Raw genomic sequence first — 20762 nt, 5'->3', positions numbered from 1 at the left:
ATCATGAGAGATTTGCCTGATGCAGCCACGCCCGTTCCGCCAGCAGGATCCCGTCGCCCCGGCCTACCGGCGAGGCTGGGTCGATGAAGCGATCGCCGCGATCGAAGCGGACCAGTGCCGCAGCGCCGACACCCATCTCATTCGGCTGATCGTGCCGGCGCTCGCCGGGATCGACCTCTATCTCAAGGACGAATCCACGCACCCGACCGGAAGCCTGAAGCATCGCCTCGCGCGCTCGCTGTTCCTCTACGCGCTCTGCAATGGACACATCCGCCAGGGTACGCCGGTGATCGAGGCTTCGTCGGGATCGACCGCGGTGTCGGAGGCCTATTTCGCGCAGATGATCGGCGTGCCGTTCTATGCCGTGATGCCGCGGACGACGTCCGCGGAGAAGATCGCCGCGATCGAGCATTATGGCGGCAATTGCCATCTGATCGACGATGGCCGCGCACTCTATGCCGAAGCCGCAGCGCTCGCCGCGCGTCTGAACGGCCACTACATGGACCAGTTCACGTTCGCCGAGCGTGCCACCGACTGGCGCGGCAACAACAACATCGCCGAATCGATCTTCACCCAGTTGAAGGGCGAGCCGCGGCCGATCCCGGACTGGATCGTGATGGGCGCCGGGACCGGCGGCACGTCGGCGACGATCGGACGGTATCTGCGCTATCGCCAATATCCGACGCGGCTCTGCGTCGCCGATGTCGAGCATTCCGCATTTTTCGATTGTTTCCGCAGCCAGGACCGCACGCGGGTCTGCGAGCGACCTTCGCTGATCGAAGGCGTCGGGCGCCCGCGTTGCGAGCCGTCATTCGTCCCGGGCGTGGTCGACCGCATGATGAAGATCCCGGATGCGGCGACGATCGCCGCGATGAACGTGCTGTCGCGACGGCTGCGGCGGGCCGTCGGCGGATCCACCGGCACCAATTTCTTCGCCCTGTGCCGGCTCGCGTCGGAGATGCGGAAGGCGAACATGACGGGCGCGCTGGTGACGCTGATCTGCGATTCCGGCGAGCGCTACCGGCAAACCTATTACGAGCCCGCATGGCTTGAGGCGCGCGGGCTCGACCCCGCGCCTGTCGACGCCGCGTTGTCGTCGTTCCTCGAAACCGGCGAGCCTCTGACGCTTGCCGTCGACGATGTGGTCAATCCGCAGAGCGCGCCGAGCCCTTGAGCGCCATGGCCGGATGGCCTCACGGCTGTCGCGGTGTCCCGGATGTCACGGCAACTTCACTTGCCTTGCGCGTGCGCGCGGGTGAGCCTCGTGTCTTCTCAACGAGGAGATCTCACCGTGCGCCTTCCCATTCTCGATCCGAAAGATCTGACCGAAGAACAGAAGCCGCTCTATGACGACATGCGAGCGGGCATCAAGGACCACTTCAAGGGCTTCGTGAACATGCGCGAGGACGGCGCATTGCTCGGCCCCTGGAATCCCTGGATCCGCGAGCCGCGCTTCGGCGGGCCGGTGTGGGAGCTGGTGAAGGCGATCGCCTCGAACCCGCTATTGCCGGCACCGGTGCGTGAGGTCGCGATCCTCGTCACCGGATCGCATTTCCGCTCCGGCTATGAACTCTATGCCCATGTTCTGGTCGCCGAGCAGCGTGGCCTCTCCGACGAAAAGCTTGCGACCATCGTCGCGGGACAGCGGCCGGTCGACCTGACCAAGCAGGAAGCGGTCGCCTATGACATGGCCTCCGCGTTGGTCAGTGGCGGCGTCCTGCCGGAACTCACCTGGCGTGCCGCGGTGAAGGAATTCGGCGAGCACGGTGCGGCCGAACTGTCCTATCTCGTCGGCGTGTACTGCATGGTCTCGGTCACGCTCAACACCTTCGACGTTCCGGTGCCGGACTAGAACGCGCGTCGGTCCAATCGCGCCCTAGCCGAATGGTGCGAGCCGGCTTCCCCGCCTGAGCGCGACCTCGATCAGCCCCACCGCCAATTTGCGGCGGTCGGGGCTGGCGCCGAGTTCGAACGGCGAGATTGCATCCGGCGTGACAAATCGGATGGTGACGTCGTCGCCGGTGACGGGCAGATCGACGTCCTGCCGGACGACGACGTTGGTCGGCAGCTTGAGCGAGAACGTGCGGCCGGAATAGCCGACCCGGATGTCGACCCGGGCCTCGCCGTTGGTCGGCCCGAATGCCTTCAAGGCGATGATCGCGCGCCAGCTTCCCTTCAGTTCGGCGAGAGGGAGAAGCAGCGTCGCGGCGTCGCCCGTGCTCCAGACGCCCCAATCCTCCGGCGTGGACCATCCGGACTGGAGCAGATGCAGCGCCCCCGATTCGAGGCTGAAGCGATACGGTGCGGGGACGCGCAACTTCGTGCTGATGCGGCTCAGCAGGCCGACGGGATGGTCCTGTTGCGTTTCCCGCAGGACGGAGACGAGAGTTGTGAAAGCCCCGGCCGGGTCAGGGTGAAACCAGCGATGTCCCTGCTCGCAGAGGTCCAGATGCAGTCGAAACTGGCCCTGCTCGCTGGGTGCAACGACGTCGAGTTCGACCGAGGTGCTCATGTGCGCGCCGAGTCGCGAAAGCGGAACATGCACCTCATGTCGCCGGAGCAGCAGCCCGTCGACGTCAGACCAGCGCGCGCCGACACTCAGTCCCGATTGCTCCCAGCCCAGCCAGTCCTGGTCGCTGTCGTTGCGGATATCGAGCCTGATCCGCCGCCGTTCGCCCGGACCCATCGAGCCCTCCAGGCCGTTCACGGTGATGGAGACCCGGTAGGCATCGCGCGGCATCAGCAGCGTCGGCGCCTGCAGCGCCGCGTCCATCGCGGACTTCAGCTTCGCGCCGAGCTCGCCGACGCTGGCATCGTCGAGCGAAAAGCTGCCGCCGATCTCGACATGCTCGTAGCCGGCGAAGGCGCGTTGCCAGGCGCGGTCCGGCAGCGCGAAGCGAAGCCGGGGATTCTGGACGGCGTTCTGGCGCCCGGACACCAGCAGCACGCGGCCGGCATAGGACTGTAGCGGGAACGACCAGTCCATCAGGATGAGCAGGGGGACATGCCGTCCGCGGCGTAGCGCGTGCTGGGCCAGCGCGAGCGCGATCATGCCTCCGAGGCAATGTCCGCCGATGAAGAACGGTCCCTCCGGGCAGACGCTTTCGATCTCCTCGATGTAGCGCAAGGCGAGTGCCTGGATGTTAGCCTCGGTCGCGTCTCGTCCCTCGAGAACCGACCGAAACGCGTAGACCGGCCGCGTGTCGCCGAGGGCCGCCAGAAGCTGATGGACTTCCGCTCCGGTGTTCAACACCCAGAAGATCGGTGGTGCCTGGACGTCCATATGATGGCCGAGCAGCAGCCGGCTTTGCGTCGGGCGCGCGCCGGGCCAGGTTTCCAGGGGCGCCAGCGCCTTCCGGTGCAACTCGTGCGACATCGGCCAGAATGTTGAGGGCTCGGCGGTGCTGGTGGCCACGAGCGCCGACTCCACGAGAACGAGCAGATGCGCGAGCGTGGGAGTCGTGAAGAACGCGTCACTCGCGATGTGAACCCCGAGCTCTTCGGACAAGCGGGTGTAGAGCCCGAGCGCACGGAGCGAGTCACCGCCCAGCGCAAAGAAATCCGCGGACTGATCGACCGGCGGGTTGAGGCCGAGCACGTCGCACCAGATCCTCGTCATGAGCAGGACGAATTCCGTCGAGTCTTCCCAGGCCTGGGCAGGTGGGGGCGGCTCGCTTCGCTCTTGCGCCGGGCCCGCAACCATCCGGCCAAGCTCGTCGCGCCGCAGCTTGCCGTTGCGCGTCATGGGAAAGGCCTGGATCGGCGCGACGGACGCGACGGGAATGCCGAACCGTCGCAACAGGACCGCCCGCATTTTTTCGGCGACGAGAGACATTCGATCCGCGGCATCGCTTCGTACGGCAATTCCGAGTTGCTCGCGTCCTGACGCGTCACGGGCGACGTAGCAGTAAGCCTGCTCGCGGGCGTCGAGGGCCGTCTGCAATTCGTGGTCGATCGCGGCCAGAGAGAACTTCCTGCCGTTGACGATCAGCACGTCCTTGATACGACCGTGCAGGGTCAGTTCGCCCTCGCGTAACTCTCCGAGATCCCCGGTTCGCCACCAGCCGTCCTCGGCGTACCTCTCAATCGAGAGATCGGGTTCACGCCAATAGCCCGAGAACATCTTCTCGGGACACCGGACCTGGACCTCGCCGAGTTCGCCCTCTCCGAGGATCGCGCCGCTGTCGCCGGTGATCCGCATCTCGACTCCGGCCGATGCATGTCCGAGCGGCGGCGGCCGTGCCGGGTCGCTCAGCATGCCGCCTTGCGAGCCGGCAACGAGAACTCCGGTCTCGGTCGTCCCATAGCCGGCCAGAATGCTGGCGGCTTCGGCGCCGGACCGCCGCAGGAGTTCGGAGAGTTCCTGCATGATGCGCGTGGAAACAGGCTCCGAGCCAAGCCCGACGCGTCGGAGCGAAGCGAGGTTTCGCGTCCTGGGTATCTGCCGTTCGTGGTCGAGGATTCGTCCGAGCAGCGAACTGGTGAGGCTCGCGCGGGCGAGGCCGAGTTCCTCGACCGCATCGAGAATGACCGATGGCCGTATGATCAGGTCCTGGGACCGAACCTGCACCCAGGATTCGTAGTGCAGATACAAGGGGGACTGGCCCGACATCGTATCGAGAGGAAACATCCCGACGGTGGACGGAAGCCCCGCCGGTCCCGAATGGATGCTCTGGAAGTTGCGCGCGACCAGCGTCGCGTTCGACAGGACGGCAAGCTTCGGCTGTCCTGTCGAGCCTGATGTCGCGATCAGGCATGCATGTTCGCACGCGGATATCTCGTCGTCCGATACATCCGGCTGCCCCGCATCCGACAGGCGAATGACCGTCCCCGGGAAGTGCCGCGGATGTTCGCTCGACAGGTCGGCGAAGTGGTCGTCGGCGAGGAACAGCGGCCGCTCGAATGTCTCGATCAGTTCGCCGAACACCTCGTCCTGCCGGCGCACGGCCTGACGCGCGGCATCCATCAATGCGACCACCATGAAGCCGCCACGGAGGCAGGCCCAGAAGCCGGGCGTAAAGTCGATGATGTCGTCGGCGAGCAGAACGACGGCTTGCCCCGGCACCGCTCCGGCCCGCTTGAGCAGGGCCAGAGCCTGGCTGGAACGGGACCAGAGCGTCGCGTAGCTCGCGGATCGGTGTCGTCCGCCGGGACGATAGGATCGCATGAGACCCTGCGGCAGGGCGGAGACGCGACGGAAGATGCCCTCGGCTGCGCTCGCCGGTACGGTCCCGGCCTCCGGCAAACCACCGCCGCTGGCGATCGCGAGCGACGGCTTGCCCGGGCCGGTCAATTACGCGGCTTTCATGTAATCGTTCGTCTCATCGAGAATCCGCCGCCCGGTGTCGGTCAGCATGCCGAACTTCTCGATGGTTTCGCTCCCGCCCCAGTAGAGATCGCGGTAGGTGGAGAGCTTTCCGTCGATCATGTCGATCGGAATCGAATGGTGCTCGGGCGCGGCCTCGCGCAGCTTCCGGTACCAATAATGCAGCCGGGCCGTGACGAACGTGGCGTGATAAATTCCATCCATCGGGCGCGCGTCCCGCCGCAGCGGAGACGGATAGCACTCGGCAAGCGGGTTGCTCACGAGCGGCTCATCGATGGAGTAGGCGAAAAGAAGCTGGTGTGCAGCCTCGTGAACCAGCCCTTCGGTCAGCAGCGAGACTTCGCCATAGGTCTCGACGCTGAGGATCAGGAGCCCCCAGAGCATGAACGACGAGGCACCGCCGAAGACATGGCCCTCGACCGCGGATGCACCGGCGATGCGTACGATCAGGCCGCGCAATTCCCTTGCGAGGGGCGCGTCGACCCGCTCGATGATATCCAGCGCGCGATCGACCTTGCGATCGAAGCCGTTCCATCGATCGAGAGCCGGGGCCGTGAGCCAGTGGCTGCCGTCCGGACGCGCTTCGACGAGTTCGCGATAGAGGGATTGTTCCTGCCCGAGCGCAGCTTCGGAGAAAGGCACGACCGCGAAGGTCGGCTCGGTTTCGGCGGCATCGGCGATTGCGCGGAAGAGGCGGCTCGCTTCAGCCGCATCGCCGCGCTCGATCGCTGGTACCAATTTGTAGTAGCGGCCGAAGATGCCCGGCTCGATACGGTGGTTCGAGATGCCTTCGCAGGCTCTCGACGCCGCCGAACTGGAAACGTCCAGTTCGCGACCTGCCACGTCGTGAATGTGGGCGAGACTATCCGCGAGAGATCGCCGCATCCTGGCATCGAGCGATGCCGCTTCGGTCGAACCCGGAATGAACACGAACAGCCTCGATAATCCGGCCGGCCCTGACCGACCGTTCCGGAATCAGCGCGCCAGACCCGGGGGCAGCTCGGAGCCGATCTTGTTGAAGGCGAGATCCGAACTCTTGGCGAGGCTGGTGTCGGACGTCTGAAGTCCCTGCAGATTGCGGAAGCCGAGCAGCTTCTGGTGGTCGAGGCGGGACGCGGTGGAGGTCTGGTTGTTCTGAACTGACATTTCGGGTCTCCTTGCCGGCGAACCATAAAAGCTATCAAGCAGTTTGAGAAGTGCGAAGCCGCCTCAACCCTCATTTGTCGTGCGAAAGGGTCGCATCACGATTGCATGGGGCGGTTTTGCTGCTTTGTTGCAAATTGTTTCTATACACTGCCTCTGGGTTCCCTCGCGGGAACCGTGCGAGGTGACTGACGACTGTTCGGACAATGGAGAACGACGCATGAACACATCACGCCGCATCTTGCTGACCGCGATGGCGGGACTCGCCGTGACTCCGGTTGCGGCACCGACCCTCGCCGCGACACAGGCGGTCGAAGCGGCTTCGGTGGCCGAAGAGCGCTTTGCGCGCATGATCGCGGCCGCCCATGCGCCGGATGTTTCGTGCGCACAAAGGGCCGAACGCTACGCGGACATGCATTGGCGCGAATATGTCGCGGCCGCGAGAGCCGTGCTCGACGCGCGGGCGTGAGGATTCCGCTTTTTCCCGCAAGAGAAGCGGGCAGAGAGGTGTCTCACGTCTGAACCGCGCGACGCACCTGCTCGCCGATCTGTGACAGCACGAGCTGCGCCTGCGGCAGGATCGCGCCCATGGCGTGGAAGTTGTGAACCATGCCGTCGTGGCAGACATGCTCCACCGTGACGCCCGCCGCGAGCAGTTTGCGCGCGTAGGCATTGCCTTCGTCGCGCATCGGATCAAATTCGGCGGTATGAATGATCGCCGTGGGCAGTCCTGCGAGCCGCGTTGAGCGCAACGGCGAGATGCGCGGGTCGCCGGCATCGATGCCGTCGGGCAGATAGTCGGCGAGATCGGCTTCGATCGTGGCACGATCGATCAGGTGACCTTCTGCGAACGTTTCGCGCGAGGGCGAGGTCTCCTCGAAATCCAGCACAGGGCATATCAGGCATTGTGCGACGATCGAGAGGCCCGCGTTCTGCAACGCGTTCTGGCACACGATCGCGGCCAACGTGGCGCCGGCGGAGTCACCGCCGACCACCAGCCGCCCGGCGTCTATACCGAGCGAGGTGGCCTCGCGCGCGACCCACTCGGTGGCTGCGGTCGCGTCGTCGATGGCGGCGGGAAATTTGTGTTCGGGCGCGAGCCGGTAGTCGATCGACACGAGGCGGCAGCCGGTGGCATGCGCCAGTGCCGCCGCGATGCGCTCATGCGTCGCGATGCTGCCCGCGACGAGCCCGCCGCCGTGAAAGAACACGAAGCCCGGCGAAGGCGCACCGGCGCTCGTGGGCGTGTAGAGGCGATAGGGAAGCTCGCCGCCGGGACCGGGAAGGCTGCCGTCGGCGGTGGTCACGTCGGGCGCTTCGGCTCGCGCGAACTGCATCAGCTTCGCCAGCGACTGGCGCCGCGCTTCGACACTGGGCCGGCTGCGCGCCTGCGGCGCGGCCGCGGCCATCATGGTCAACAAACGCTTTGCGAGCGGATCGAGCGGCATGGGGCACTCCGTAACGATGCCGATATTATAGCCGGTTTGGATCCCTGTGGTGCCTCGTGCCGACGCTCGCCGTAGAACGCAGCAAATCGTTTAGAAATTGGGACAATAGTGCCGGGACATTGCGGCATCGTGCCAAGGGGGCCGGTCATGGCTGGAATCAGCAAGCCCATCGCATATTCACCGAGCTGGACCTTCTTCGAGGGCAAGTGGCATGACGGCAACGTGCCCATCATGGGGCCGCGCACGCATGGAGCCTGGCTCGGCTCTGTCGTATTCGACGGTGCCCGCGCGTTCGAAGGTGTCGCTCCCGATCTCGATCGCCACGTTGCCCGCGCCAATCAATCCGCGATCAATTTCGGTCTGAAGCCGGTGGTCGATGCCGGCACCTGGCTCGACCTTGCGAGCGAGGGCATCGCGCGTTTCGCGCCGCGTGCGGAGCTCTATGTCCGCCCGATGTACTGGGCGCAGAACGGATCGGGCGGCGGCGTGCTGTTCGATCCCGAGACCACCAATTGGTGCCTGTGCATCTACGAGGCGCCGATGCCCAAGCCGGTCGGCAACGCGATCACGCTCTCGCCGTTCCGCAGGCCCACGGCGGAATGCGCGCCGGTCGAGGCGAAGGCGGCCTGCCTCTACCCGAACAATTCGCGCGCGCTCGCGGAAGCCGCATCCCGCGGCTTCCAGAATGCGCTGATGCTCGACATGCTCGGCAACGTTGCCGAGTTCGGCAATTCGAACGTCTTCATGGCCAGGGACGGCGTCGTCTACACGCCGGTGCCCAACGGCACGTTCCTGAACGGCATCACGCGTCAGCGCGTCATCAGCCTGCTGCGCGGCGATGGGGTCACCGTGATCGAGAAGACGTTGCGTTATGCCGATTTCCTGGCCGCCGACGAGATCTTCTCGACCGGCAATTTCGCGAAGGTCGCGCCCGTGATCCGCATCGATGAGCGCGAGCTGAAGCTCGGGCCGCTCTACACCCGCGCGCGCAAGCTCTACTGGGATTTTGCGCACGCGGTGAAGCTGGCGGCTTGATCCGAGCTTTCCGTCGTCATGCCCGGGCTCGCCCCGGGCATCCACGTTTTCTTCGCTGGTGCCGTCGCGCGAATGGCCGGGACAAGCCCGGCCATGACGGAGCTGATTTGCGTTTTCTGGATCGGCTGATCTGAACCGGCTGCGCCGAACGCCGCGGCGCACGATAGATTTCGCGGCGTATCGGGCCAGCGCGAACCCGCCCCCGAGCTTCGCTACTCGTCCTTCTTGGACATCCGCTCGAGGCGTTCCTGCATGTCCTTCATCTGCTGGCGCAGATCGTCGATGTTGCTCTCCTTCGGCGCCTCGGCGGATCCTTCCGGCTCGGGCTCCGCCGTGGTCGCGGTGCGGGGAGGGGCGAAGGGCTTGAACATGGAGAAGGTCTGCTGGAACAGCTCCATGTTGCGGCGAACCTGCTCCTCCAGCGGCGCGAAGGGCGTGCCGGAGAGCGTGTTGGCGAGCTGCTTGCGAAACTTCTCCTGCTCTTGGGTCAGGGTCGCGATCGACTGCTCCAGATATTTCGGCACCACCATCTGCATGCTGTCGCCGTAGAAGCGGATGAGCTGGCGGAGGAAGGTCGTGGGCAACAGGTTCTGGCCGGCCTTGTTCTCCTGCTCGAAAATGATCTGGGCGAGCACGGAGCGGGTGATGTCGTCGCCGGTCTTGGCGTCATAGACCAGGAAATCCTCGCCGTCCTTAACCATGGCCGCGAGGTCTTCCAGCGTCACGTAGGTGCTCGTTCCGGTGTTGTAGAGCCGGCGATTCGCGTATTTTTTAATGGTGGTGGGTTGGTCTGATTTCGCCATGGGCTCTCACTTGAAAACGCTGAGAACGGGAACCTGCCGGGCAATGCCGCAGGGCGGGAAGAGTACGCAACGCAACAAAGTAAGCATTTTCAAAGGGGGCACGCTACCGTTTTGTGCGCCACGGTTAATTGCGGAGCAAAATCTTGCTTGCGAAAGCGCCAAGAACGCTATTTTGAATGCGCTGCGGCATGGATTCGGTCATCGTCCGATTGACATGCCTCAACGACGTTAACAGGATGCCATCCGAGACTGGCGAACCCTTTTCCCAGCCCCGGCTGCCCCCCTTCAACCCCAGGAGATGCCCATGTCAGACGATGTCGTCATCGTCAGCGCCGCCCGCACCCCGGTCGGAAGCTTCAACGGAGCGTTCGCGACCCTTCCCGCCCATGAGCTCGGCGCCGTTGCCATCAAGGCCGCGCTGGAGCGCGGTGGCATCGAGCCCGGCCGGGTCTCGGAAGTCATCATGGGGCAGATCCTGACCGCCGCCCAGGGCCAGAATCCCGCCCGCCAGGCCTCGATCGGCGCCGGCATTCCGGTGGAAAGCCCGGCCTGGGGCGTGAACCAGCTTTGCGGCTCGGGCCTGCGCACGGTCGCGCTCGGCTACCAGGCTCTGCTCAATGGCGATTCCGAGATCGTTGTCGCCGGCGGCCAGGAATCCATGAGCATGGCTCCGCACGCCCAGTATCTGCGCGGCGGCGTCAAGATGGGTGCGGTCGAGTTCGTCGACACCATGATCAAGGACGGTCTGTGGGATGCCTTCAACGGCTACCACATGGGCAACACCGCCGAGAACGTGGCGCGGCAGTGGCAGATCACCCGCGCCCAGCAGGACGAGTTCGCGGTCGCTTCGCAGCAGAAGGCCGAGGCGGCGCAGAAAGCCGGCAGGTTCAGCGACGAGATCGTTCCCGTCACGATCAAGACCCGCAAGGGCGACGTCGTCGTCAGCGCTGACGAATATCCGCGTCACGGCGCAACCCTCGAGGCGATGGCCAAGCTCAAGCCTGCTTTCGAGAAGGAGGGCACCGTCACCGCCGGCTCGGCCTCGGGCATCAATGACGGCGCTGCCGCCGTGGTGCTGATGACCGCCAAGCAGGCCGCCAAGGAAGGCAAGAAGCCGATCGCCCGCATCGTGTCCTGGGCGCAGGCCGGCGTCGATCCGAAGATCATGGGCTCGGGCCCGATCCCGGCCTCGCGCGCCGCACTGAAGAAGGCCGGCTGGAGCGTCGGCGATCTCGATCTGATCGAGGCCAACGAGGCCTTCGCGGCGCAGGCCTGTGCCGTCAACAAGGATCTCGGATGGGATACGTCGAAGGTCAACGTCAATGGCGGCGCGATCGCGATCGGCCATCCGGTTGGCGCCTCCGGCGCGCGCGTGCTGGTGACCTTGCTGCACGAGATGCAGAAGCGCGACTCGAAGAAGGGTCTCGCGACGCTGTGCATCGGCGGCGGCATGGGTATCGCCATGTGTATCGCCCGCGACTGACGCGTGCGCTGCACACGCCACTGAGTGCGTTGCACCCGACTAAAAAGGCGGCGGTTGCGAATCAAATATTCTTCGCAAGCGCGCACGCCTCCACTAAAGAGAAACGCCCGGCTCGATGCCGGGCGTTTTGTTCTTGATGTCCGTCAAACGTACCGCATAATCCGCAGTTAAAAAGATCACTCAGAAACGTCCGAAGAGTCCAAGGGAAGGAATTCGACATGGCACGTGTTGCATTGGTCACGGGTGGTACGCGGGGCATCGGAGCCGCGATCAGCAAGGCGCTGAAGGCGGCCGGCTACAAGGTCGCGGCGAGCTATGCGGGCAATGACGCTGCGGCGGAGAAGTTCAAGGCCGAGACCGGGATCGCCGTCTTCAAATGGGACGTCAGCAATTTCGATGCGTGCGCGGAAGGCGTGAAGAAGGCCGAGGCCGAGGTCGGACCGATCGACGTGCTCGTCAACAATGCCGGCATCACCAAGGACGGCGCGTTCCACAAGATGAGCCTGGAGCAGTGGAATGCCGTGATCGGCACCAATCTCGGCTCGCTGTTCAACATGTCGCGCCAGGTCATCGAGGGCATGCGCGGTCGCAAGTTCGGCCGCATCATCAACATCTCGTCGATCAACGGCCAGAAGGGCCAGTTCGGCCAGGTGAACTATTCCGCGGCGAAGGCCGGCGAGATCGGTTTCACCAAGGCACTCGCGCTGGAGAACGCCAAGGCCGGCGTCACCGTGAACGCGATCTGCCCGGGCTACATCAACACCGAGATGGTGCAGGCGGTGCCGAAGGACGTGCTCGAAAAGGCCATCCTGCCGCTCATCCCCATCGGCCGCCTCGGCGAACCCGAGGAGATCGCGCGCGCGGTCGTGTTCCTCGCCGCGGACGAAGCCGGTGCCATCACCGGCTCGACGCTCACGGTCAATGGCGGCCAGTACATGACGTGATGCGCCCGCATCATGCATCTTGAAATTGGCGAGGTCGCGATGCCCGGGTCTGTCCCGGGCATCATGCGCTGACGTTCCCTGTACGGGCTGCTGTCCGCGATCGCGGGATGATCGAGAGGATCCGGCCGTCCGGCTCGCGCGTTTGCGCAGCCCGGAATGACGGTCGGCCTAGGGCTCCCATCCGGTCGGCGCGAGCTCGAATTTCGCGAACTCGAACGCCGGTGCCACCGTGCATCCGACCAGCGTCCACTCGCCCGTGCTTTCCGCCATCTGCCATGCATGCGCCGGCACGATCGCCTGCGGCCGCTCGCCGGCCATGAGGTCGGTGCCGAGCCGCACCTCGTGACGGGTGCAGCCTTCATGCGCGATGCGCAGCGTCAGCGGGCTGCCGGCGTAATAGTGCCAGCTCTCGACCGCATCGATGCGATGCCAATGCGAGCGCTCGCCGCGCGCCAGCAGGAAGTAGATCAGCGTCGAACGCGAGCGACCATTGGCGTCCGTGGTCTGGTCGCGAAACGTCTCGCGATAGTGCCCGCCTTCAGGATGCGGCCGCAGCTCAAGGCGTGCGATGATCTCGGCTGCGGTCGGCATAGATCCCCATCACGACTTGTTCTTGCGCTCGCGCAATTCGCCGAACACAGCGGCGGCGTCCGCGCCCTTCATGTGTAGCTTGGCCGCGACCGAGGGTTCATCAGCGCGCAGGAACACGTTTGCTCGCTTCTCATCACCAAGCAGTGAGGGCACGGTCGGCTTGTTCTCGGCCCGCAGTTTCGTGACCTCCGCCGCGCGCGCCTGCAGCGCTGCATTGTCGGGCTCGACGGTGAGGGCGAACTTGACGTTGGAGGCGGTATATTCGTGGCCGCAATACAGCTTGAAGTCGTCGGGCAGGGCTCGCAGCTTCAACAGCGAATCCCACATCATCGGATAGGTGCCCTCGAACACGCGGCCGCAGCCGATCGAGAACAGCGTGTCGGCGGCGAACAGCGTCTTCTCGGTGTCGAACACGTAGGATATGTGATCGAGCGTGTGGCCCGGCGTCTCGACGACACGCCCCAGCAAGCTGCCGATCTTGACAATGTCGCCATTGGCGACGCGCAGGTCGACATCGGCGATCTTGGTCGTCTTGTCGTGCGGCGCGACGACGCGGCAATTGTATTTCTGCTTGAGTTCGGCGACCCCGCCGACATGATCGCCATGATGATGGGTGATCAGGATGTCGGTGAGCTGCCAGCCCTCGCGCTCCAGCGCGGCGATGACGGGACCGGCTTCCGGCGCGTCGATCGACGCGGTTGCCTTGGTTTCCACATCGTGGATCAGATAGCCGAAATTATCGTTTAAACAGGTGAAAGTGCGAATTTCGGCAGCCATGACATCTCCATCGAGCTCAGCCCCGCCAGACAAATATGGCGTTAACGTTGCCCAGGCAATGCAATATTCCGCGCGCGGCGGCCGCCTCGTGCATGTTACATTGCCGTCATGAGCATCGACGTCGTCGACCTCCGCGAGTTTTATTCGCGCCGCCTCGGAATCGTGGCGCGGCAGATGATCAATCGCGGCATCAGGGAGCGCTGGCCGGGCGCCGAGGGCCAGCGCGTGCTCGGCATCGGCTATCCCACGCCCTATCTGGGGTTGTTTCGCGAGGACGCAGAGCGCTGCATCGCCTTCATGCCGGCGGCCCAGGGCGTACTGAAATGGCCGACCGGGCGGCCCGCGCTGGCTTCGCTGGTCGATGAATTCTCGCTGCCGCTCGCCGACGCCGCCGTCGACCGCATCCTCCTGGTCCACGCGCTGGAGATGTCGGACGATCCGGCCGCTCTGCTGCGCGAAGTGTGGCGGGTACTGTCGCCGTCCGGCCGCGTGATCGCGGTGATTCCGAACCGGCGTGGTGTGTGGACCCGCACCGACAGCACGCCGTTCGGTCACGGCCGCCCCTATTCGCGTTCGCAGATCACCGATCTGCTGCGGCAGACATGGTTCACGCCGACCGCCTGGGGCGAGGCGCTGTTCATGCCGCCCTATGCCGGCGGCTGGGTGCTGAAATCGGCGCAGATGTGGGAGCGCGCCGGCGCGGCGCTGTCGCTGCCCTTTGCCGGCGTCCACATCGTCGAGGCCACCAAGCAGGTCTATCGCGCAATCCCCGCCAAGCGCGAACGGGCGCGTCTGATTCCCGCGCTGACGAAGCCGGTGCTGGTGCCGTCCTCGACGACCGTGACGCGCGGCTAGAACGTCTCGCGCGTGACGGACACCGTCGCGCGCGGGCAGAACGCGTCACGATCGGGAGAGAGCTCCACTCGAATTCCGTTGCAGTGAAGCTGCTGGCGGTGCTCGGCGTCTCGCACAAAAAAATCGTCCCGGCGGCGCCGGGACGATTGTGATTCGTGCACTCCAGGGAAGCGTTGGGCTATTCGCCCGAGGCCACTTCGTCGCTCGATGCGGCCGGAGCAGCCTCGCGATCGGCGCGCGGACCGTGCGGCCGACGGCGCCGCCGCGGATAGCGCTCGCCGCCACCGTTGCCGCCTTCGAAATTGCCGCCCTGGGCGCCATTCACTTGCGGCTGCGCGCCGGTGATGAAGGAGGGCAGGCGATCGACGCTGCCGCCATCGGCGATGACGGGCTGCGGCTGGTTCTGCGGCTGCGGCTGATATTGCGGCTGCGGACGCTGGTCGCGTTCGCGGTGCTCGCGCGGCTGTTGCTGGTCGCGCTGATAGGGCTGCTGGCTGTCGCGCTGCTGATGGTCACGCTGATGATCGCGCTGGCCGTCGCGATCGCGCTGGAAGGACTGCTGCTGCGGCTGCGGGACGAAGCCCGGCTCTTGGCCGAAATTCGAAAAATTCTCGCCGTCGTCCTCGTTGTCGTCGCTGACGACCTCTTCGCCGCGAGGCTGCTGCTGGTTCTGCCGGAACTGCTCCTGGGCCGCGGCGATCAGGCGGAAATAGTGTTCGGCATGCTGGTAGTAGTTTTCGGCTGCAACGGGGTCGCCGGAGGAGCGTGCGTCGCGCGCGAGCTGGAGATATTTCTCGGCGATGTGCGAGGCGGTGCCGCGGATCTTGATGTCGGGTCCGTTCGATTCGTAAACCCGGGTCATCGGGTTCTGGCCGCGCCGGTTGTTGTTGTTGTTATTGTTGTTCCGGTTGCGCATCCGCTGCTTGTTTTGACCGTTTCTCATGTCCTGCCTTTAATTCCAGCCCTGAAAGTTGCACGCATATCGAAGGTTGAGAGTGATCCGTTGGGCGTCAGCTCATGCGCCTTGCGCGCGCCGCACGCGCAAGTGGCTCAAGCCCTGCCGATGTTCGTCGACCGTCGCGTTCAACAAAGACGCGTTCCCCACCCGCCAGCATTCATCGCCAGCGAACCCATTCATCTTGCCTGCCGAAACAGGCCCAGCTGTGTTGCGTAAGTCTTCAAGCGCAATATCAGGCTTTCGTTCACTTTGCGGTCGGAAAGCAGCGCAGCTCCACGGGCCATCGCGCTTAACAGGACCTGCGGCTTGGAACCTTTAATCAGTAAAGCTCTCGCCCTGAGAGCCCGGCTTGTCGCCCGTAGGTCTACGGGGCCGGCACCGATGTGTTGACCGGAACGTAGTCGTTCCCAAGGGATATTCCAAGAGGTTTTTTGCAACCCAATCCGGCTTTTATGGGGGCATTTTCCGGGCCGAAACGGCTCGCAGAATGCCCGCCAGATCAGCCCTGGGAGGCCTGTCCACCGTCAACGCAGCGGCCGTCATCAGGGTTTCAATATCCCTGGCCTGGCCCTGTCCCGCCTCGACGATCAAGGCTCCGGCGGGCGCCAGCCGCTCGGCCGCCTGCGGGATCAGGGCGCGATAGGCGTCATATCCGTCATTGCCGCCGTCGAGCGCCAGATGCGGATCGTGGTCGCGGACGTCGATGCTGAGTTTCGGAATTTCCCCGGAGGGGATGTAGGGCGGATTCGATACGATGAGATCGAACGGGCCGTGCAGCGCAGCCGCATAGGAGCAGGCGACGAACGCGGTGCGATCGGCGAGGCCGAGGGCAGCCGCATTGTCGCGCGCCGTCTCGAGCGCCGTCGGGCTGACGTCGGTGCCGATGCCGAATGCCTCGGGAATCTCGTGCAGCAATGCGAGCAGGATGGCGCCCGATCCGACGCCGATATCCGCGATGCGCGGGCGGCGTCCCGATATCGTCAGTCCGCGAAAAATCTCGAGCGCGAGCTCGACCACGGTCTCGGTGTCCGGCCGAGGCACCAGCGTCGCCTCGGACAGCCGGAACGGCAGTCCCCAGAATTCGCGGGTGCCGAGAATGCGGGCGACCGGCTCATAGGTGAGCCTGCGCTGCGCATAGTCTTCGAGGCGTGCAAGCTCTTCGCTCGTCAGCGGTCGCGCTGCCTGAGCGATCATGCCGGTCAGGTCGAGCCCGGTCGCTGCGCCGACGAGCAGCCGCGCGTCCAGTCCGGCATCCTCGATGCCGGCCGATTGCAACCGCGCCGCGAGCGCCCGCCGCGCGTGCTCGATGCTGTGCCCGGAATCGGAATCTGTCGCCAAGGGATTCATCCTGCCTGGCATCGTGGATAGATCGGCAGCCGCGCTTGCGTCAACGGAAAGCAGCGCGTCTGATCGCGCCACGCAGCGACGGAGGGATCATGCCGGCCTACGACGACCAGAACGTCTTCGCACGGATCCTGCGCGGCGAGATTCCCTGCTTCGAGGTTTTCAGGGATGACCGCAGTTTCGCGTTCCTCGACATCATGCCGCGCTCGCCGGGACATACGCTGGTCATTCCGAGAGCTCCGGCGCGCGGCATCCTCGACATCGCGGATGACGATCTCGCCGCGGTCGCTCGCACCGCCAGGCGGATTGCGGTCGCCGCGATGAAGGCTTTCGCCGCCGACGGTATCATCCTGCAGCAATTCAGCGAGCCGGCCAGCGGGCAGGTCGTGTTTCACCTGCATATGCACGTGATGCCGGTCAGGGCCGGCGTCGAACTGCTGCCGGCGCAGACGCGCAAGGAAGACGTGGCCGTGCTGGCCGATCATGCCGGGCGGATGATCGCGGCACTCGGCAGCTGACCACGAAGAGCTTTCGCGAGCAGTCCGGGCAGCCGCGGCTCAAGCCGCCGCGCCCTGGGCGGCAAGTTGGGCGGCCTGGTGCTCGGTCGTCAGCGCGTCGATCAATTCGCCGAGCGCTTCGCCCGCGACCACCTGCGGCAGCTTGTAGAGCGTCAGGTTGATGCGGTGGTCGGTGACGCGACCTTGCGGGAAGTTGTAGGTGCGGATGCGCTCGCTGCGGTCGCCGGAGCCGACCTTCTCCTTGCGGTCGGCCGAGCGCGCCGCTTCCAGCCGCTGCCGTTCGGCATCGTAGATGCGCGAGCGCAGGATGTTCATCGCAGAGGCACGATTCTTGTGCTGCGAGCGGCTGTCCTGCATCATCACGACGATGCCGGTGGGAATGTGGGTGATGCGGATCGCCGATTCCGTCTTGTTGACGTGCTGGCCGCCGGCGCCCTGCGCGCGCATGGTCTCGATGCGCAGATCGTCGTTCTTGATGTCGACGTCGACATCCTCCACTTCCGGCAGCACGGCGACCGTGGCCGCGGAGGTGTGGATGCGCCCTTGCGTCTCGGTGTCGGGCACGCGCTGCACCCGGTGCACGCCGGACTCGAATTTCAGCTTCGAGAACGCGCCGCGGCCCTGGACTTCCGCGATGATTTCCTTGTAGCCGCCGACCGTGCCTTCGCTCGCCGAGATCACCTCGACCTTCCAGCCCTGGAGGCTGGCGAAGCGCTCGTACATCCGGAACAGGTCGCCGGCGAACAGCGAGGCCTCGTCGCCGCCGGTGCCGGCGCGGATTTCCAGCACCACGTTGCGGTCGTCCATGGCGTCCTTGGGCAACAGCGCGACGCGGATCTGCTGAACCAGCTCCTCGATCCTGGGCGCCAGTTCGCCGCGTTCGGCCTCCGCCATGCTGCGCATCTCGGCATCCGTCGCGGGGTCGGCGATCAGCGCCTCGGTGTCGGCGAGTTCCTTGACGGCGGAGCGATAGGCCTTCACCGCCTCGATCAGCGGGGTGATCTCGGCAAGCTCGCGCGTGATCTGCACGTAGCGCTCCGAGGCGAGCTGGCCGAGCGACTCGGCCTCGAGCGAGGCGTGATGCGCGAGCAGAACGTCGAGTTTGGCTTCGGGGAGTGACGACATCGGTTCGGTCTCAAATGGCGGACAGGCGGGCGAAGCGGGCAGGCGCGGACAGGCCCGCTACAACGACAGCCCTTCGGCCTCGGCGAATTCCATCAGCTTCTGACGGATCGCGACCGTGCCGGCAGGCGCGTCCAGCAAGGGGCCGAGCATCGCCTCGGCCTTCTGCGCGTCGAGGTCGATCACCATCGCCTTGACCGGGCCGAGCGCGGTGGCCGAGAGCGACAGCGAGCGATAGCCCATCGCGATCAGGGCCAGCGCGCCGATCGGCTTCGAGGCCATCTCGCCGCACAGCGAGAGCGATTTCTTCGCCGCCTGCGCCTTGCGTGCGATCTCGCGGAGTGCACGCAGGATCGGCGCCGACATGGTGTCGAAGCGCTCGGAGACCTTGGCGTTGCCGCGGTCGACCGCGAACAGGAACTGGAACAAATCGTTGGAGCCGACCGAGATGAAGTCGACCTTCTTCAGCAGCTCGTCGAGCTGATAGAGCAGCGCCGGCACCTCGACCATGGTCCCGATGTCGATGCGTTCCGGCAGCGTATGCCCGTGCTGGCGCAGATAGGTCAGCTCACGCTCGACCAGCGCCTTGGCGGAATCGAACTCGGCGACCTCCGAGATCATCGGGAACATGATGCGCAGGGCGCGCCCGCCGCCGGCGCGCAGTAGCGCGCGGATCTGGCCGCGCAGCAGGCCGGGCCGATCGAGTCCGAGCCGGATCGCGCGCCAGCCGAGCGCGGGGTTTTCCTCGATGACGGCTTCCATGTAGGGCAGCGCCTTGTCGCCGCCGATGTCGAGGGTGCGGAACGTGACTGGCTTGCTGCCCGCCGCGTCCAGCACGGTCCGGTACAGCGCGAGCTGGTCGCTGGTGCGCGGCAGGCTCTGGCCGACCATGAATTGCAGCTCGGTGCGGAACAGGCCGATGCCGGCGCTGCCGGTGTCGTCGATATGCGGCAGGTCGATGGCCAGACCCGCGTTGATCATCAGCTCCACCTGCTGACCGTCCCTGGTGACGCAGGGGCGGTCGCGCAACGCAAGGTACTGGGCCTGGCGGCGGGCGCGGAAACGCACGCGCTCGGCGAATGCCGCCTCGACTTCCTGCGAGGGGCGCACGTAGATCGAGCCAGACGTGCCGTCGACGATGATGGCGTCGCCGGGATCGGCGATGCCCGGCGCGTTCGGCACCTCGCCCACCGCGGGAATGCCGAGTGCGCGCGCCACGATCGAGACGTGGGAATTGGCGGTGCCTTCCTCCAGCACGATGCCGCGCAGGCGCTTGCGGTCGTAATCGAGCAGAGCCGCCGGGCCCATCGCGCGCGCGATGACGATGGCGTTGTCGGGCAGTTGCTCGCGCGAGGGCGCGTGATCCTGGCCGACGAGCTGCCGCATCAGGCGATAGCCGAGATCTTCCAGATCGTGCAGCCGGTCGCGCAGATAGGGATCGGTCGAGCGCAGCATGCGCGCACGGGTGTCCGACTGGACGCGCTCGACGGCGGCCTCCGCCGTGAGGCCGGTGGCGACGGCCTCGTGCAGCTTGTGCGACCAGCCCTGGTCGTTGGCGAACATGCGGTAGGCTTCCAGCACCTCGCGGTGCTCGCCGCCGTCGGCGACGTCGCCGCGCTCCAGCATGCGGTCGAGATCGGCGCGCAACTTGGCGAGGGCGGTGTCGAGCCGCTTGATTTCCTTCGGGAGGTCCTCGGCGATGTAGTCCTTGATGACGACGCGCGGCTCGTGCAGCACGACGTGGCCGAGCGCGATGCCTTCCGACAGGATCGCGCCGACCTTCTGCGTCGAGTGGCGGGCCGCAGGCTCGAGGCCGGGCTGGGCGAGCGCGGACAGCTCGCCCGAGGCGATCAGCTCGGCCAGCACCATCGCGGTGGTCTGCAGTGCCTCCAGCTCTTCCTCGACATAGGTGCGCTTGGCGCGGTTCTGCACCACCAGCACGCCGAGCGTGTTGCCGGCGCGCAGGATCGGCACGCCGAGGAAGGAGTGGTAGATTTCTTCGCCGGTTTCCGGGCGGAACGAGAAGGCCGGATGGCTCTGCGCGTCGTTCAGGTTGAGCGGCGTCGCCTCGCTGGCGACGAGGCCGACCAGGCCCTCATGGGCGCTCAGCACGGTGTGGTGCACCGCCTCGCGGTTGAGACCCTCGGTGGCGTAGAGCTCGAGCGTGTTGTCGATGCGCAGCACATAGACCGAGCACACCTCCGCCACCATGTTGGCGGCGATCAGCACCACGATCTTGTCCAGCCGCTCCTGGGCCGAGACCTGCTCCGCCATGGTTTCGCGGAGCCGTCTCAACAAGACGCGGGGACCTCCCGACGCGCTCCGCATGTGCCGTCAATCTCCTCCGTCTGCCTGGCCCGGCGATATCGGCCGGCGGCTGGCCCAAAACTCCAGAAAAACAAACAAATGTTTGTC

General features: G+C 65.6%; 19 protein-coding genes. 8 read left to right on the top strand and 11 right to left on the bottom strand.

What is annotated here, in order from left to right; translation table 11 throughout:
- Positions 1-19: 19 nt before the first annotated feature.
- Both QM712_RS28550 and QM712_RS28545 read left to right on the top strand, forming a co-directional pair.
- Positions 20-1174, top strand: coding sequence for a PLP-dependent cysteine synthase family protein (locus QM712_RS28550; RefSeq protein WP_415026498.1), 1155 nt, complete (start codon positions 20-22; stop codon positions 1172-1174).
- A 117-nt stretch (positions 1175-1291) separates the two neighbouring features.
- A complete protein-coding gene (locus tag QM712_RS28545; protein WP_415026497.1) occupies positions 1292-1852 on the top strand; it encodes a carboxymuconolactone decarboxylase family protein in 561 nt (186 codons plus the stop codon).
- A 24-nt stretch (positions 1853-1876) separates the two neighbouring features.
- Here the strand turns inward: QM712_RS28545 and QM712_RS28540 are convergent, their stop codons facing one another.
- The 3 genes from QM712_RS28540 to QM712_RS28530 are packed head-to-tail and all read right to left on the bottom strand — an operon-like array spanning position 1877 to position 6472.
- Positions 1877-5293 (bottom strand): AMP-binding protein, encoded by a 3417-nt coding sequence (locus tag QM712_RS28540; RefSeq protein ID WP_415026496.1) that lies wholly within the window; start codon positions 5291-5293, stop codon positions 1877-1879.
- Positions 5294-6256 carry an aKG-HExxH-type peptide beta-hydroxylase gene (locus tag QM712_RS28535; protein WP_415026495.1) on the bottom strand — a complete coding sequence of 321 codons (963 nt, stop codon included), beginning with the start codon at positions 6254-6256 and terminating at the stop codon, positions 5294-5296. It abuts the gene before it with no gap.
- Positions 6257-6301: 45 nt separating this feature from the next.
- Entirely contained in the window at positions 6302-6472 is a 171-nt protein-coding gene (locus QM712_RS28530; protein WP_415026494.1) for a hypothetical protein, read from the bottom strand.
- 217 nt (positions 6473-6689) lie between these two features.
- On the opposite strand from QM712_RS28530, the gene QM712_RS28525 reads away from it, so the two are divergent.
- Entirely contained in the window at positions 6690-6938 is a 249-nt protein-coding gene (locus QM712_RS28525) for a hypothetical protein (protein WP_415026493.1), read from the top strand.
- A gap of 43 nt (positions 6939-6981) precedes the next feature.
- Here QM712_RS28525 and QM712_RS28520 read toward each other — a convergent pair whose 3' ends face one another.
- Positions 6982-7917 (bottom strand): alpha/beta hydrolase, encoded by a 936-nt coding sequence (locus tag QM712_RS28520; RefSeq protein WP_415026492.1) that lies wholly within the window; start codon positions 7915-7917, stop codon positions 6982-6984.
- A 147-nt stretch (positions 7918-8064) separates the two neighbouring features.
- Between QM712_RS28520 and QM712_RS28515 the strand changes: the two genes are divergently transcribed.
- On the top strand, positions 8065-8952 hold the full coding sequence (locus QM712_RS28515; RefSeq protein WP_415026491.1) for a branched-chain amino acid aminotransferase: 888 nt from the start codon (positions 8065-8067) through the stop codon (positions 8950-8952).
- Positions 8953-9164: 212 nt separating this feature from the next.
- Here the strand turns inward: QM712_RS28515 and phaR are convergent, their stop codons facing one another.
- On the bottom strand, positions 9165-9755 hold the full coding sequence (gene phaR / locus QM712_RS28510; protein ID WP_415026490.1) for a polyhydroxyalkanoate synthesis repressor PhaR: 591 nt from the start codon (positions 9753-9755) through the stop codon (positions 9165-9167).
- Positions 9756-10059: 304 nt separating this feature from the next.
- Between phaR and QM712_RS28505 the strand changes: the two genes are divergently transcribed.
- Together QM712_RS28505 and phbB are read left to right on the top strand one after the other, a co-directional pair.
- Positions 10060-11238 (top strand): acetyl-CoA C-acetyltransferase, encoded by a 1179-nt coding sequence (locus tag QM712_RS28505; RefSeq protein WP_415026489.1) that lies wholly within the window; start codon positions 10060-10062, stop codon positions 11236-11238.
- Between the two features lie 218 nt (positions 11239-11456).
- On the top strand, positions 11457-12182 hold the full coding sequence (phbB, locus tag QM712_RS28500; protein WP_415026488.1) for an acetoacetyl-CoA reductase: 726 nt from the start codon (positions 11457-11459) through the stop codon (positions 12180-12182).
- Between the two features lie 168 nt (positions 12183-12350).
- On the opposite strand, the gene QM712_RS28495 is transcribed toward phbB, so the two are convergent.
- Together QM712_RS28495 and gloB are read right to left on the bottom strand one after the other, a co-directional pair.
- On the bottom strand, positions 12351-12773 hold the full coding sequence (locus QM712_RS28495) for a cupin domain-containing protein (protein WP_415026487.1): 423 nt from the start codon (positions 12771-12773) through the stop codon (positions 12351-12353).
- A gap of 9 nt (positions 12774-12782) precedes the next feature.
- Complete coding sequence (gene gloB / locus QM712_RS28490) at positions 12783-13550, bottom strand: hydroxyacylglutathione hydrolase (RefSeq protein ID WP_415026486.1); 768 nt, start codon at positions 13548-13550, stop codon at positions 12783-12785.
- A gap of 108 nt (positions 13551-13658) precedes the next feature.
- On the opposite strand from gloB, the gene QM712_RS28485 reads away from it, so the two are divergent.
- On the top strand, positions 13659-14405 hold the full coding sequence (locus QM712_RS28485; protein ID WP_415026485.1) for a class I SAM-dependent methyltransferase: 747 nt from the start codon (positions 13659-13661) through the stop codon (positions 14403-14405).
- A gap of 178 nt (positions 14406-14583) precedes the next feature.
- Here the strand turns inward: QM712_RS28485 and QM712_RS28480 are convergent, their stop codons facing one another.
- Together QM712_RS28480 and prmC are read right to left on the bottom strand one after the other, a co-directional pair.
- A complete protein-coding gene (locus QM712_RS28480; protein WP_415026484.1) occupies positions 14584-15348 on the bottom strand; it encodes a DUF4167 domain-containing protein in 765 nt (254 codons plus the stop codon).
- 465 nt (positions 15349-15813) lie between these two features.
- The gene (gene prmC, locus QM712_RS28475; RefSeq protein WP_415026483.1) at positions 15814-16710 is read right to left on the bottom strand and encodes a peptide chain release factor N(5)-glutamine methyltransferase; all 897 of its coding nucleotides are present in this window, start codon (positions 16708-16710) and stop codon (positions 15814-15816) included.
- A gap of 89 nt (positions 16711-16799) precedes the next feature.
- Here prmC and QM712_RS28470 point away from each other — a divergent pair, with 89 nt between their 5' ends.
- Positions 16800-17225 carry an HIT domain-containing protein gene (locus tag QM712_RS28470; protein WP_415026482.1) on the top strand — a complete coding sequence of 142 codons (426 nt, stop codon included), beginning with the start codon at positions 16800-16802 and terminating at the stop codon, positions 17223-17225.
- A gap of 39 nt (positions 17226-17264) precedes the next feature.
- Here the strand turns inward: QM712_RS28470 and prfA are convergent, their stop codons facing one another.
- Both prfA and ptsP read right to left on the bottom strand, forming a co-directional pair.
- Positions 17265-18350 (bottom strand): peptide chain release factor 1, encoded by a 1086-nt coding sequence (prfA, locus tag QM712_RS28465; protein WP_415026481.1) that lies wholly within the window; start codon positions 18348-18350, stop codon positions 17265-17267.
- A gap of 57 nt (positions 18351-18407) precedes the next feature.
- Positions 18408-20675: a phosphoenolpyruvate--protein phosphotransferase gene (ptsP, locus tag QM712_RS28460; protein ID WP_415026480.1), complete on the bottom strand. Its 2268-nt coding sequence runs from the start codon at positions 20673-20675 to the stop codon at positions 18408-18410.
- Positions 20676-20762 lie beyond the last annotated feature (87 nt).

The sequence above is a fragment of the Bradyrhizobium sp. genome, assembly GCF_047605465.1.
Taxonomy (GTDB): Bacteria; Pseudomonadota; Alphaproteobacteria; order Rhizobiales; family Xanthobacteraceae; genus Bradyrhizobium.
This window is presented reverse-complemented; position numbering and strand designations above follow the sequence as displayed.

Coding starts and splice junctions, on each gene's coding strand:
- QM712_RS28505 (WP_415026489.1), top strand. CDS start 10,060: ATGTCAGACGATGTCGTCATCGTCAGCGCCGCCCGCACCCCGGTCGGA.
- QM712_RS28495 (WP_415026487.1), bottom strand. CDS start 12,773: ATGCCGACCGCAGCCGAGATCATCGCACGCCTTGAGCTGCGGCCGCAT.
- QM712_RS28525 (WP_415026493.1), top strand. CDS start 6,690: ATGAACACATCACGCCGCATCTTGCTGACCGCGATGGCGGGACTCGCC.
- prmC (WP_415026483.1), bottom strand. CDS start 16,710: ATGAATCCCTTGGCGACAGATTCCGATTCCGGGCACAGCATCGAGCAC.
- phbB (WP_415026488.1), top strand. CDS start 11,457: ATGGCACGTGTTGCATTGGTCACGGGTGGTACGCGGGGCATCGGAGCC.
- QM712_RS28530 (WP_415026494.1), bottom strand. CDS start 6,472: ATGTCAGTTCAGAACAACCAGACCTCCACCGCGTCCCGCCTCGACCAC.
- QM712_RS28550 (WP_415026498.1), top strand. CDS start 20: ATGCAGCCACGCCCGTTCCGCCAGCAGGATCCCGTCGCCCCGGCCTAC.
- QM712_RS28480 (WP_415026484.1), bottom strand. CDS start 15,348: ATGAGAAACGGTCAAAACAAGCAGCGGATGCGCAACCGGAACAACAAT.
- QM712_RS28515 (WP_415026491.1), top strand. CDS start 8,065: ATGGCTGGAATCAGCAAGCCCATCGCATATTCACCGAGCTGGACCTTC.
- prfA (WP_415026481.1), bottom strand. CDS start 18,350: ATGTCGTCACTCCCCGAAGCCAAACTCGACGTTCTGCTCGCGCATCAC.
- ptsP (WP_415026480.1), bottom strand. CDS start 20,675: ATGCGGAGCGCGTCGGGAGGTCCCCGCGTCTTGTTGAGACGGCTCCGC.
- QM712_RS28470 (WP_415026482.1), top strand. CDS start 16,800: ATGCCGGCCTACGACGACCAGAACGTCTTCGCACGGATCCTGCGCGGC.
- QM712_RS28520 (WP_415026492.1), bottom strand. CDS start 7,917: ATGCCGCTCGATCCGCTCGCAAAGCGTTTGTTGACCATGATGGCCGCG.
- gloB (WP_415026486.1), bottom strand. CDS start 13,550: ATGGCTGCCGAAATTCGCACTTTCACCTGTTTAAACGATAATTTCGGC.
- phaR (WP_415026490.1), bottom strand. CDS start 9,755: ATGGCGAAATCAGACCAACCCACCACCATTAAAAAATACGCGAATCGC.
- QM712_RS28485 (WP_415026485.1), top strand. CDS start 13,659: ATGAGCATCGACGTCGTCGACCTCCGCGAGTTTTATTCGCGCCGCCTC.